The organism is Kitasatospora sp. NPDC004615, assembly GCF_042873545.1.
Taxonomy (GTDB): Bacteria; Actinomycetota; Actinomycetes; order Streptomycetales; family Streptomycetaceae; genus Kitasatospora.
Genome location: NZ_JBIALQ010000001.1, coordinates 967,930 through 982,174 on the forward strand (window position 1 = coordinate 967,930; position 14,245 = coordinate 982,174).

Consider the following 14,245-nt stretch of genomic DNA (forward strand, 5'->3'; position numbering starts at 1 on the left):
CCACCCCTGGCGACAGTGGGACGGGGCGGGCGCAGCTGAGCTGCCGCCGGGCGACAAGTCGCCCGGCGGGTACGTCAGATGACCTGCCGGGTGCCGGGGCCGCTGCCACGGACCTGCTCGTCCGTGGTCCTTGCCTTGTGGTGGTTGTAGTCGAGCGTGGGCGCGTCGGCCCGGTGGTAGTCGTCGCCCGCGTCGGTGTTGCCGATCGGCTTGATGGCGGCCGGCGGCGGCGGGATCGGCGTGCTGTCCGTCTCCGGCGCGAGCGTCTCGTGCGGCGCGCGGATGACGCGGTCCGTACCCACCCGGTCCGTGGCAGGCTGGGCGCCCGCCAGGTGCGGGGAGGCCGGCATGTCCCCGCTGGTGCTGATCTGGCCGATCTTGCCGCTGTGCTCTTCGTCGTTGGCCCGGTGCCGGGCCGCCATGGTCTGGAGGTTCTGGCCCATCGCGTTGGCGTTCTTCAGCAACGCCCGGATCCCGGTGAGGGTTTGCTGCTGGTGCTTGCTCAGGCCGCCGACCGAGGAGCCGGAGCCCTTGAGGGCCTTCCCGAGCAGATCGGTGCCGTACACCGATTCCTCGACCTGCTTGATCACGGCCTCCAACTGGTTGGCCGGGCCTTCCAGTTCCTGCAGCAGGCTCATGATCTTCTTGGCTGCCGCATCGACCTCGTCGAGGTCGATCCATACCGTCTCGTCCGCCACTGTTCACCCTCCCGGTCACCGCCCCCGGGCAGCCGGGCCCCCGCCGGGCCGCCCACCGAAACGGGGCGCGCCGCAGCGCCCACGCCGGATCCAGGGCAGGCCGAAGGCACCCGAGGCTGCCACACCCGCTCATTTGTCAGGTAACTTTACTAGGTGTCCGAGGGCGTACCTGCCAAGCACAACAACCGAAGTGACGAGACGTCACCTCGGTACGAGCTTCGCAGAACAGCGGAACCGGGCACGTGGCCCGAAGGTATGCAGTTGGTAAATTCCCGGCGTGAATCACCGGCCGTGTGACAGTGGGGGCGCTCCGTTCGGGGGAGGTCGTGAATGTCCGGTGTGGATTGCGCGGTTCTCGGTGAACTGTGGTGGCGGCCGGGCCTCTTCGCGCAGAGACCCGGCCGTCGCGGTGGAGCCGCAGGGGTCACCGTCCGGCGTGACGCTCCTGGTAGGCGGCGATCACCGCGTCGATCGGGATCGACGGCCAGGTGCTGAGCTCTCCCGTCCCGCGGTCCACCACGCCGGTGGCGTCGCCGAGGTTGGCCGGCGGGCGGACCTGGCCGGTCACCGGGTCGACCTCCAGCGGCGCGGGCGCGGCCCACACCACCCAACCGAGGTCGAACTCCCGGAACTTGACCTCACGCGCGGTCCCCTCCGAGGCACCTTCGTTCAGCCATGCCTGCGCCTTCGCGATGGCCTCGTCCTGGGTGATCATGCGGGTTCCTCCTATGGTGCGATGTGTGCCGCGAGCGGTGCGGCCGGAGCCGCGACGCTCGCGCTGGCGGCGTCCGGACCGGACGGCCCCGTCGGGGCTGTCCGGTCCATGATCCCGGTCGTTCCGGCGGCTCAGTGCTCGCGCCCGGGGGCGGTGAAGGCGCCGAAGGTCTCGGTGAACTGCGGGTCCTGCGGGCCCGAGATGGTGTTCTCCTCCGGGTCGGATACCGAGGCCCAGAGGTTCCAGCCCAGGCCGAAGCAGCTCGGCATACCGCCGGTGGCCTCGGACACCCGGCGTGCCGTCAGGTCGGCCCAGCGCAGGCGGCCGTCACGGTCGTGGACCAGCGCGACGGCATGGGCGCGCCCCTCCTCGCCGGCGCCCAGCACGGTGGCGAAGCTGCCCTTGCCACCGGCCTGCACCTTCTCCATCAGTGCCTTCACCGCGTCGTCGCCCTTGCCGAACGCGGCCGGCGCCTCGGGCCGCGTCCACGGCGTGCTGCCGGTGGCCGGCGCCGCGTCACCGTGCAGGGCGTCGCCGGACACCCGGGGACGCCCGAAGTGGGTGTCCCGGTACGCCTCCACGTTCTCCACCGACGCGTTCAGCTCGGGGCCCGGCCGGAAGCCGGTCCCGTCCTGCTCCGGCGCCTGCCGCGGATTGACGTGGCCCAGCAGCGTGTTGCTCATCGGCGGGTGCACGTTGCCCGGCCCGCCGACGTAACCGGCCAGCTTCAGCGCCCGCGGGTCGTCGTCCGGGACGGGCTCGAAAGCCCGCTCCTGCGGCGCGCCCGCCGGGTCCCCGATCGGCCCGGATTCCGCGAGCTGCTGGGCGGCGGCGGCATCCCGCTTCTGGATCTGGGCGCCGGCATCGTCGGTCATCACGCCGATCCAGTCCGACTTGCCGAACTCCGAGAACAGCGTCGCGGTGGTCCGGTTCGGATAGTCCGTCAGCACCTGGTTGGCCAGCGACCGGATGTGGTTCTCGTGGAGGGCGAGGAACCTCCGCTTCTCCTCGCTCTTCGCGCGCAGCTCGGCCGCGGCGGACTGGATGTCCTCCAGGCTCGCGTCGGGCCGCTGAAGTGCCTCCACCAGGTTCTTCTGCTCCAGGAGCATCTCCCGCATCTGGCCCATGCGCTGGTTCAACGACCTGACATGGGGGTTCGTGAGGCTCAGGTCCTTGGTCAGGCCGTAGGCCGCGTCGTCGAAGTGGCCGAGCTGTTCCTTCGCGTTGATCAGGTACGGGTCGACCGTCATCTTGACGACGGCCTCCGGGGTCTGCGTCCCGACCTCGAACGGGACGGTGGACTGCCGGGAGACCCGCGGCGGGTTCAGCGGGTTCCGCGCGTCCTTCTGCACCTCCTGGCTGACCATCTCCCACCCGTCGGGGCCGTAGCGCAGCATGTTGGTCGCCGCCGGGGTGTGCCCGGGGGGCAGGACCGCCGCGTAGTCGCCGCCGCCCATCCAGGTGGTGACCGTCTGCGCGGCCCGGAATTCGGCGGCCGTCCGCAGGGCGTCCGAGGCCGAGTACGACTGGTAGTGCCAGGCCGTGAAGGTGTCCCTGCCCGGTTCGACGGTGGCCACGAAGGCGCAGCCGTTCATCGCGTCGGTGAACACCAGACCCTCCCGGGGGCGGGCCGGGTTCGGGTGCAGCGGCACCTCGGTGTGGCCGATGGTGCTCAGGTCGGCGAGGCTGGCCCGCTTGTCCGCCTCGTAGGGCACGTACGCGCCCCTGACGTAGTGGCTGTCCTCCTTCACCGGCGGCAGCCCGCCACTGGGCCGGGGGAAGTCGGCATAGTGCTCGGCGTACTTCTCCCACGCGGGCACCAGGTAGTAGCCGGCCTTCCCGCTGGCGGCCGCGGACGGGTTCGGCACCATCTCGAACCAGTGCTGGTCGCGGCCCCGCATCGCCTTGAGCAGGGTGTTCTCCTCAAAGGGCTTCAGTCCGGGCATCCGCTGCCGGGCGCCGGCGGCGAAGTCCACCGCGACCAGGTTCTCCTCCAGGAAGGTGCGCGGGTCGTGCATGATCCCGTGCTCCGGCGTACCCACCGGCGGCAGCGGCTCGGGCACGACGGGCGGGTGCTCGGCACCGTCGTGCTCGGCACCGTCGTGCGTGTCGTTGCCGTGCGCGTCGTTGCCTTGCGCATCGTTGCCTTGCGCATCGTTGCCGTGCGCGTCGTTGCCGTGCGCGTCGTTGCCGCCCTGGTGCTCACCGTCGGTGTGCTGCGACGGTCCGCCGTCCGGGGCGGCGCCGGGCGAAGCGTCCGGACGGGGCTGCGAACCGCCCTCGTGCTCCCCCACCGACCGCTCGTGCGACTGGTGTTCACCGAGGCCGCCCGGGTCCGCCGGCGGGCGGACGTCGGAGACGTAGTCCGAGTGCGCCGCCGGGACGCCCAGCTTGCCGAGCGCCTGGTCGAAGTCCCTTGCCGCGCTGAGGAATTCGTCACGGCCGCGGAGCATCGTCTCGGCGCTGTGCTTGCGCCGCTCGGCGAGCTCCGCCCGCTCCTCGCGGGTGGTGCTCTCCTCCCACTTGAGCTGCTCGGCACCCTCCGTGAAGTGCTTGGCGCCCTGCTCCGCCCGGTTCGCCAGCCGGTGCAACTCGGCCTTGAGCTCCGGGTCCTGGGCCAGGTCGGCGACCTGGCGCCGGGCCTTGACGTTGTCGTGCAGGTCGGCGGCGACCTCGTTGGCGATCCGTTCCGCCATCGGGATCTCCTGCCGCACCTGGACGGTGGACTTCGGATCCGGGTGGGCGGACAGTTCGGGGTTGCCGTGCTGCGGCTCGTCGAGCCCGAAGCTGCGGAAGCCGGCCATCGCCAGCGCCGCGTGCATCGCCACGTCGTCGGAGGCCCGGTCCCAGGCGTTCTGGAACCTGGCACCATGCTCGCCGACCTGCACCACGCCCTCGTCCGTCAGGAGCTCTCCCGCGCGGTCCTTGGCCGCCGCGCGCAGCTCGGAGAACTTCTGCTGGATCGCCTCCGGGTCGTAGGCGACGCCCTGCTTCTCGTTCTCCTTCAGCCAGCCGATGAACTCCTTCTGGTACCCGGGGTCCGGCGGCGGCCAGCCCTCGGGGTAGAACTCGTTGAGCTCCCGGATCGCCCGCTGGTGTTCCTCGGTGCGGCTCATCATGAAGCCGTGCGAGTTCTCGGCCTGGCCCTCACCGGTCAGTTCGGCGCTGCCGTACTGCTCCACCATCTTCTTGTTGCCGGACCAGAGGTTGTACTGCACCTCGGAGTTGGGCACGCCCCCGGTCAGGCCCTCCGACCCGAGGTCCAGCCGGCCCAGGTTGGTCCGGATCTGCTCGTAGATCTGCTCGGTGTGCGTCCGGAGCCCGACCAGCTGGTCGCCCGCCACCTGGTTGGCGGTGGCGTCGTCCTTGCCGGTGAAGGCCGGCATCTTCGCCAACGACTCGTGCGGCAGCGGCTCGTGCTCGGACTGCGGCGACGAGACGCCCGCCGGGTCGGCCGGGGGCCGCGGCGAAGAGACGCCCGCCGGGTCGGCCGGGGGCTGCTGGGCGGCGTCGTCGCGCTTCTTGATCTGCGCGGCAACGTCCGAGGCCATGTGGTCGACCCAGTCCGGCTTTCCGGGCTCGATCGAGTAACCGAACTCGGAAAGCACGGTGTTGGCCGACCGGTTCGGGTGCAGCGGCGTCGCGTCCACCGCGAGGCGCTCGATCTCGGCCCGGTGCTCGTCCAGGAACATCTGGCGCGAACGCTTGATCCGGTTCAGCCCGTTCGACAGCTGCTGCAGGTCCTCCAGGGTCGCGTCCGACCGCTGGTACGCCTTCACCAGGTCGTTCTGCGCGCCGAGCATGTCGTTCATGTCGGACAGCAGCGGCTGCAGGTCCTTGAGCGCGCGGTTCTTCGGATCCAGCCCCGTGGTCAGGTCGTGCGCCGCCTTCTGGAAGCGGTCGAGCCGTTCCTGCGCGATGACGTGGTACGGGTCCAGCGTCATCTTGACGACGGTCCTGGGGTCCTGCGTCGCCACGTCGAACGGGATCCGCTGCGGCGGGTGCAGGGTCGGCGGGAACTTCTTCATCGCCTCCGAGTTGCCGCCGTACGTGTGCGACTCCTGGCTGATCATCTCCCAGCCGTTCGGGCCGTGCTTCAGCATGTTGGTCGCAGCCGGCTTGAAGTCCAGCGGCAGCGGGTGGGAGTAGTCGCCGACGCCCATCCACGACGTGACGGTGTGCTGCTCCCGGAACTTGTAGCCGCCCTCCAGGTGTCCCGCGGACGAGTACGACTGGAAGTGCCAGGCCGTGAAGGTGCCCTTGCCCGGCTCGACGGTGGTCACCAGGGCGCAGCCGTTCATCGCGTCGGTGAACACCAGTCCCTCGCGCGGCAGGTCGGGGTGCGGGTTGAGCGGCACCTCGGTGTGGCCGATGGTGTCCGGCCGGCTCGGATCGGGACGCTCCTCGGACTTGTACGGGATGTACGCGCCCTTCACGTACTCGTGGTCCGCCTTGACCGGCGGCAGGCCGGAGTCGGGACGCGGGAAGCCCTCGTAGTGCGCGGCGTACTTCTCCCACGCCGGCACCAGGTGGTAACCCGACGGCTCGCCGTTCTTGGTTTGGCCGTTCGGCTCCAGCACGAACCAGTGCTGGTCACGGCCCTTGATGGCCTCCAGGAACTCGGCGGCCTCCTCCGACCTCACACGCGGCATCCGCTCCTTGACGCCGGCGGCGAAGTCCACCGAGACCTGCTTGGTCTTCAGGAACTCGGCCGGGTCGTGCATGATCCCGTGCTCCGGCGTACCCACCGGAGGCAGCGGCTCGGGCGTCACCGGCGGGTGCTCGCCGTCGCCGTGCAACTCCTGCTGCTGCTCCGCCTGGTGCGCCCCGTCAGTGTGTTGCGAGGACCCGGCATGCTCGGTGGCACCCGGCGACGCACCCGGGCGCAGCTCCTCGCCACCCGGCTGGTGCGCCGGACGCGGGCCGCCGGCCTGGTGGCCGGTGGTGCCGGCGGGCGGGCCGGACGGATGCAGGGGTGCGCGGTCCGGGGTGAGCGGGACGGCGAACAGGCCGCCCTCGCCCGCGTACAGCGGCCGGTCGCTGGTACGGCCCAACTGCGGGTCCGCGTACACGATCTTGCCGTTGTGGTTCATCGCGTTCCAGGCGTGGGTGCGCCCCTCGCTGTCACGGCTGATGATCACCGCCTGCGAACCGTGACCGCTGTCCAGCAGCGTCTGCGCCAGCTTGTCGTGCCCGGCCGGCCCGCTGCCCAGGTGCTCGAACTTCCCGCCGAGCGACTGCTCGATCCGGTCCCGGCCGCCCTTCTCGCCCACCGAGTTGTGCTCGGTCCGCGACGCGGCGACGGTCGGGTGACCGTCGTACGTGTCGACCAGCGAAAGCGCCGCGTCCGCACAGTTGTTGGCCCGACCCGGGGCACCCGGGCCGTCGCCGTTCAACTTCTTCAGCCAGTCGCCCGAACTCGGATCCGGGTGCCGCTGCGGCGAACCGTCCGCGTTGTGCGGAACCGCGTCCTGGAGCTGCTTCGACTCGTGCTCGGACGGCCGCTTCAGTCCACCCTCGACGTCGAACGGCCGCTGATCCGTGGCCGGGCGGCGCGGACCGTCGCCCTCGTGGTCGCCCAACGAGCGCTCGTGGGAAGGCGGTTCGTGGTTCGGCTGTTCGTGGGACGGCTGTTCGCGATTCGACTGCTCGCGCGACGACTGCTCGTGGTTCGGCTGCTCATGGTTCGGCAGCTCGCGCGACGACTGCTCATGGTTCGACTGCTCGTGCGACGACTGCTCGTGGTTCGGCCGCTCGTGCGAGGGACCGCCGAGACCGCCCGGTTGCGCGGGGGCGACGGGAACCACGTGGCCCTCTGCCGCATTGGGTTCCAAAGTCCCCAGCCGGAGATCCCCGGACGGCGTACCGCCCTCCGCGTGGTGCCCGGTCGGGGTGACCAGGCGCACCGGCGCCGCGCCCAGCATCTCGGCCAGGCCGGGAATCCGCCCGGCGCCCGGCGTGTAGGTGTGATCGAGCGCGTGCGACGCACCGACGACCGCGACGAACTTCCCTTGCCTGCCGTGGTCGTTCTGGATCACGTCGTACGTGTACGAGTTCATCAGCCGGGCCCGCTGCTCGTTCTTGTTGCCCTCGACCGGCATGCGAGCCGGGAATCCGTCCGCCGCAACGACCCGCATCTCCCGGGCCTTCGCCTCCAGCATCATGTCGTAAAGGCCTTCGCCGGCCGGGGACTTCTGCTCCTTGTCGTATTCCCGGAGCATCTTCCCCAGGTTCTCCGGCATGGTGCCGCCGGGCTTCAGATAGGTGTCCAGGTGGCGCTGGAAGGTCTCGTCGCGAATCGCCTCCAGGTACAGCGTGTCGACGCCCGAGTCCTTCAGGCCCTGCATGTTGTCCTTGAGGAACTTCCAGCTGGGCGACTCCTTGTGCGCCTCGCCCAGCACCATCCCGTCGGGCGCAACGTAGTCGCCCTCGTTCCGGAGCACCCGCCTGGCACCGTCCAGGGCGGACGGCTGCTGGCCGTCGAGCCGGTCCCGCACCTGCGCGAAGTCGACCGGGTTCCACGGCTGCTGCGAGTGCTGGTGGGCCAGCCGCTCCAGTACGTTCACGCGTTCAAGCTGGGCGTCGTAGTTGGGCTTGGTCCGGAAGTCGAAGCTGCCGGCCTCGGCCAGGACCGCGTTGCCCTTGTACTTCCCGTAGTTGTCGGGGTTGCGGTTGAACAGCTCGTCACCCAGCGGGCTCAGCACGGCACCCGCAGCGGTGCTGTTCACCACCCTCAGGCTCGGCGCGTCGAGGTGCGACTTGAACGACTGCGAGTACGGGCTGACCTTCACCTCGTAGTGCTTGCCGTCCTCCGTCTTGGTGCCCGAGTGACGGCGGCCCCAGTCGTTGTGGGGCAGCTCGGTGGCGGCCGTCTGCAGCCTCGAGTCCAGCTTGAAGTTGAACTTGTTGTCACTCTTGTACTTCGCCAGCGCCTCGGGGCTGGCGGCGGGCGGGTAGATCAGCGCGGGCCCGGACGGATTCTTGTGGAGACTGGCCAGCTCCTCGGGCCGTGGCGCCACGGTGACGTCCTCGATCCGCGGGCGCGGTGGATCGGCCATGCCCGGTGCGGGGTTCGGCCGTTCGGCGTCCAGCTTCGGGCCGGCCTGGTGGTCGGTGGTCCCGGCGGGCGGGCCGGACGGGTGCAGCGGCGCGCGGTCCGGGGTGAGCGGGAGAGCGAACACGCCGCCCTCGCCCTCGTACAGCGGCGTGTGACTGGTACGGCCCATCTGGCCGTCCGTGTACACGATCTTGCCGTTGTGGTTCATCGCGTTCCAGGCGTGCGCACGCCCGTCGGCGTCCTGGCTGACGATCACCGCCTGCGAGCCGTGACCGTTCTCCAGCAGCGTCTGCGCCAGCTTGTCGTGCCCGGCCTGGCCCTTGCCCAGCGGCTCGAACTTGCCGCCGAGCGACTGCTCGATCCGGTCCCGACTACCCTTCTCACCGACCGAGTTGTCCTCGACCCGCGGCGCGGCCACCGTCGGACGGCCGTCATAGGTATCGACCACCGAAAGCGCCGCGTCCGCGCAGTTGTTGGCCCGACCCGGGGCGCCCGGACCGTCACCGTTCAGCTTCTTCACCCAGTCGCCCGACATCGGGTCCGGGTGCCGCTGCGGAGTGCCGTCCGCGTTGTGCGGAACCGCGTCCTGAAGCTGCTTCAGGTCGTGCTCGGACGGCCGCTTGAGTCCGCCCTCGACATCGAACGGTCGCCCGTCCGTGGCCGGGTGACGCGGACCGCCACCCTCGTTCTCCGCCAACGAGCGCTCGTGGGACGGCTGTTCGTGCGACGGCTGTTCATGCGACGTCTGCTCGTGGTTCGGCTGCTCGTGGTTCGGCTGCTCGTGCGGCTGCCCGGGGTTGTTGTGCTCGTTCGCGGGCTGGTGGCCGGTGGTGCCCTCGTGCTGGTTGTGCTGGTTGGACTGGTCGTGCTGGCTGGACTGGTCGTGCTGCGGCCCCTGACCCTCCAGGTGTTCGGAACTCCCGTGCGGCGTCTGCGCATCGGGGTGCACCGGACCGAGCCCGCCCGGGGCCGACGGCGCGGCGCTGTGGGCGGCGGCCGGGTTACCGGCCGGGGAGTGGTTCTCGGGAGTGGGCAGGTAGCTGAGCCGGACGGCGCCCGCAGGCGTGTCGCGGCTCGCCCTCGGCGGCGCCTCGTGCGCCGTCCCCGAGCCGTGGGTCAGGTGGACGGCCGGGACGCCCAGCAGGTCGGCCGTGCCGGGGATGCGTCCGGCGCCGCCGGAGCCGGTCGTGGAGTGCGCATGGCTGGCGCCGACCACGGCCACGTACTTGCCCCCGCCGTTGGCGGCGTCCGAGCTGATCACGTCGTGCGCGTACGAGTTCATCAGGCGGGCCCGCTCGTGGACCCCGCCGTCCTCGTTGATGGTCCGGGCCGGGTATCCGTCCACCGCACGGACCTTGACGTTGTTGGCCTTCGCCGCTTCCAGCACCTCGGTCAGCTTGGCGCCGTGGCTGCTGTCGTACCTCGCGGCCGCCTTCTGAAGGGTCGGGGGCATGGGCCCCTTGTGGTTCGGGTCCAGGTACTTGTCCAGGTCGTGCTGGACGGCGTCGTCCCGCAGGGCCTCCAGGTAGAGGGTGTCGACCCCACTGGCCTTCAGCTGCTTCATGTTGTCCTTGAGGAACGGCCAGGTCGCGGACTGGCCGTGTCCCTCGCCGAGCACAACTCCGGGGAATCCGGCGTCGTTGCCGTGGCCGTTCAGCAGGCGGTCCACACCCTCCATCGCGGAGCCCTGGCCGGCGAGCTGGCCCGCCACCCGGTCGCCGTCGATCCAGGTGCCCTTCTCCGTGTTCTGGTCTGCGAGGTCCTTCAGCAGCTGCCGGCGATCGTGCTGCTGCTCCATGGTCGGCCTGGACCGGTAGTCCAGCTTCGCGGCCTCTTCGAACACCTTGTTGCCCGAGTAGGCGACGGCGTCCGGGCCAAGGGCATTGCGCAGCGGCTCCCGGAGCTGCCCACCGGCCCCGCCTTCCACCAGGGTCAGGGTCGCCGGGTCGACGTAGGCCTTGAAGGTGTGGTCCTTGATCTTGGCGTTCGGCTTCCCGCTCGCCGTCGAACCCTCCGACTGGTGGGTTTTGCCGTCCTTCACCGGCAGGTGGTTACTGACCTCCTTCAGTTCCGGCGAAAGCTCGAACTTGAACTTGTTCGCGAAAGCCGCCCCCGCGTGCGCCCCCTTGCTGTTGCTCGGCGGGTAGACGATGGAGGGCCCTGTCGGGTTCTGGTGCAGAAGCTTCCGGCCCTCGGGAGTGAGCCCCTGGCCGTCCATCAAGGGCTTCCGGCCGCCCAGTCCGGCCGGCTCGGCGTCGGGTCGCAGCCCGGGCGGCGTGGAATCGGGACGCGAGCCGGGGTGCGTCGAGTCGCCGAGGCCTCCCGGACTCTCCGGGGCCCGGGTGTGCGAAGTGTTGGCGTGCTCGTCCCCGAACGGGTTCGACACCTCCGAGGCGGGGCTGTTGTGCCCCGACGAAGCCGCGTGCTCGTCCCCGAACGGGTTCGACACCTCCGAGGCGGGGCTGTTGTGGCCCGACGAAGCGGCGTGCTCGTCCCCGAACGGGTTCTGCATCTCGGGCGTGGGACGGTTGCCCGACGGACCTGCGTGCTCGTCCCCGAACGGGTTCGTGCTCGACGCCCCGCCAGTGGGACGGCTGCTCGGCGGAACCTCCGGCGCGGCGCCGCCCGGCCGTTGAGTGAACGGCGGCGGGACCGGCGGCGCAGCCGGGGCATGCTGCTGTGCGGGCCGCGGCGGAACGGGCGGCGCGGAACCAGCATGCTGCTGAGCGAACGGCGGCGGAACCGGCGGCGCAGCCGGAGCGTGCTGGCCGGCGAACGGCGGCGGAACCGGCGGCGCAGCCGGAGCGTGCTGGCCGGCGAACGGCGGCGGAACCGGCGGCGCAGCCGGAGCATGCTGCTGAGCGGGCGGCGCGGCCTCCGGCGCGGGCCCGGTGGTCGTACCGCCGGCGGCAGCCGCAGCGGCCGCCCGGTCATGCGCTTTCAGGTGCTCGACCAAGTACGCCTTCGCGAAGTTCTGCTTGACCTTGGGGTACCTGGAGTACGGCTCCTTCCCGGCCGCCTCCGCGAGCTGGTCGAACATCACCTGCTCGTTCGGGTTCTTCGGCATTCCCGCGACCGTGTCCCAGTAGTGGCCCGGCGCGAGATTGGCGTCCTCCGGCAGGCCGAGCAGCCTCTTGACGCCCTTCTGCTGCTCGCTCGACAGTCCGCCCTGCCCGTCCGCTTCGGCGTAGGTCAGGCGCGGCTTCTTGCCCTCCTCGTGGAACTTCACCTCGTTGATGAGGATGTTGTGGTACTCGATGAGCGCGGGGTTGTTCTGCGTCTTGTCGATGCTGAGCTGGTCGAGCGCCTGCTTGTGATGCCCGAGCTCGTGCTGGATCGTGTGCTCCTGCGTGAACCCGTTCTTGTTCATCCGCTGGTTGACGACCAGCACGTCGGGGGCTCCGTTCGCCCCCTTGTTGTATGCTCCGCCGCCCATGCCGGAGACCACCGTGGGGGCCGCGGTGCCGTCACCGTCCTTCAGTCTTTCGATCTTTCCGATGGTGTGCTTGCCGGCGGCCTCGGACAGATTGCCGACCCGCCCTTCCCCGTACTCGGAGAACGGCGTGGAGACGGTGGCGTGGTCCGGCACGAACACCATGACCGGGAGTTGATCGTCCGGAATCCCCAGCCGCCGACCGATCTCCTGCATCTCTTCGAGAGTGGGGATGTGCCGCTTGTCCTCCAAGTCCGAGAACGGCGACGGGTCTTCGTACGTCCGACCGCCCGGCGCCTCGTCCGGCCGCACCTCGTCCGGCCGCGGTTCCTCGGGCCTCGGGGAGGTGTCGGACTCGGGCCGGGCACTGGGGTCCGTCTCGGGCTTCGGCGTGGTCTCCGGCTTCGGCTGGGCCTCGGGCCTCGGGGACGTCTCCGGCTTCGGCGTGGTCTCCGGCTTCGGCGGGGCCTCCTTCTTCGGCGGGGCTTCGGTCTTCGGCGTGGTCTCGGGGCGTGCGCCGGCCTGGTGGTTGCCGGTGTTCCCGCCGCCCTGGTTCGTGCCGTGGCCCGCGCCCTGGTTCGCACCGTGGTTGGTCGGGTGGAGCGCGGCGCCGTTCGGGCCGAGCGGGACGGCGAACAGGCCGCCCTCGCCCGGGTACAGCGGCTTGTCGCTGGTACGGCCCATCTGCGGGTCGACGTAGACGATCTTGCCGTCGTGGTTGACCACGTTCCAGGCGTGCGAGCGGCCCTCGCCGTCGGTGCTGATGATCAGCGCCTGCGAGCCCGGACCGCTCTCCAGCAGGGTCTTCTGGAGCTTCTCATGGCCTCCCGCGCCCGCGCCCTGGTGCTCGAACCGGCCGCCGAGCGACTGCTCGATCCGGTCGCGGCCGCCCTTCTCGCCGGCGCCGTTGTTCTCGACGCGCGGCGCGGCCGCCGTGGGGTGGCCGTTGTAGGTGTCCATGAAGGACAGTGCCGCGTCGGCGCAGTTGTTGTTGCGGCCTGGCGCGAACGGGCCGTCGCCGTTGAGGTGCTTGACCCAGTCGCCCTGCTGGGGGTCCGGGTGGGTGGTCGGCTTGCCGTCCTCGTCGCGCGGAACGGCGTCCTCGATCCGCTTCTGGTCGTGCTCGGAGGGCTCCTTCAGCCCGCCGGGCTCGTCGATCCGACGCCCGTCCGTGGTCTTGGGACGCGGCTCGCCCTCGTGCGACTGCGACTCGTGCGGCCGGTTGCTGCCCTCGTGCGACTGCTGCTGCTCGTGCGGCCGGTTGCTGCCGCCGTGCTCGTTCGGGGCGGTCGCGTGCTCGGTCGGCTTCGGGGCAGGCGTGTGCTGCTGCTCCGGCGCGGCGTGCGTCTCGGGGCGTGCACCACGACCGCCACCGGGGCGCAGCGAACCGCCACCCTGCTGGCTGCCGCCGCCGCTGTGGACGGTGCCGCTCTGGCTACCGGGCCTGGGCGCACCGGACGTTGACGGTACGTCGGTTCGGGCGCTGCCGCCACCGATGTGGCTGCCGCCGCCGACCGGGCCGGGGGTGAACCCGGCGCCGCCCATCGGCGGGACGGCGCCCTGGTTCGGGCTCTGGGTACCGGAGTTGGGCGGGGTGTCACCGAGGCCCTCGGGCATGCCCTGGCCGGGAACGGTCGCCCCGTCCGGACGCGGCAGGGTCGCACCGCGGGCACCGTCGAGGTGCGTGCCGCCGGTGTTGCCACCGCCGCCACCACCGTGGCCGGACGAGGACGCGGCGCCCGCGAGGCCCGCCGCACCACTCAGGACGCCGGACAGGTTCGGCACCGCACCCCCGCCCTGCGGACGCGGCGCGCTGTCGTCGCCCGACGGCCGCACGGACCCCTGGTCGCCGGCCGAACTCTCGCGCCCCACGGGCACGTTGTCGCGCCCGGAACCGCCCGACTCGTTCCGCACCGGCTGCTCGTGCACCGGCCGGCTCGGCTCCTGCCCCGACAGCGGCTCGTGCGTCGGCCGAACGGCCTCCGTCCGCTCATGCGCCGGCTGCGACGGAATGCGCTCGGTCAACGGCTCATGCGTCGGACGAACGGCCTCCGTCCGCTCGTGGGCCGGCTGCGACGGAGTGCGCTCGGTCAACGGCTCATGCGTCGGCCGAACGGCCTCCGCCTGCTCGTGGTTCTTGCCACCACCGGACTGCTCGTGCGCGGGCGGCGGAGCCTGCTCGTGGGTCCGGCCACCACCCGACTGCTCGTGCGACGGCGGCGGAGCGTCGGCGCTGTTCCTGCCGCCACCGGACTGCTCGTGCGCGGGCGGCGGAGCCTGCTCGTGGGTCCGGCCACCACCCGACTGCTCGTGCGACGGCGGCGGAGCGTCGGCGCTGTTCC

General features: G+C 71.1%; 3 protein-coding genes. All 3 read right to left on the reverse strand.

What is annotated here, in order from left to right; translation table 11 throughout:
• Nucleotides 1-74: 74 nt before the first annotated feature.
• Nucleotides 75-698, reverse strand: coding sequence for a hypothetical protein (locus tag ACFYS8_RS04410; RefSeq protein ID WP_387635568.1), 624 nt, complete (start codon nucleotides 696-698; stop codon nucleotides 75-77).
• A gap of 424 nt (nucleotides 699-1,122) precedes the next feature.
• Nucleotides 1,123-1,413, reverse strand: a complete 291-nt coding sequence (locus tag ACFYS8_RS04415) for a hypothetical protein (RefSeq protein WP_387635570.1) — start codon at nucleotides 1,411-1,413, stop codon at nucleotides 1,123-1,125.
• Between the two features lie 131 nt (nucleotides 1,414-1,544).
• A complete protein-coding gene (locus tag ACFYS8_RS04420; protein ID WP_387635572.1) occupies nucleotides 1,545-13,832 on the reverse strand; it encodes a toxin glutamine deamidase domain-containing protein in 12,288 nt (4,095 codons plus the stop codon).
• Nucleotides 13,833-14,245 lie beyond the last annotated feature (413 nt).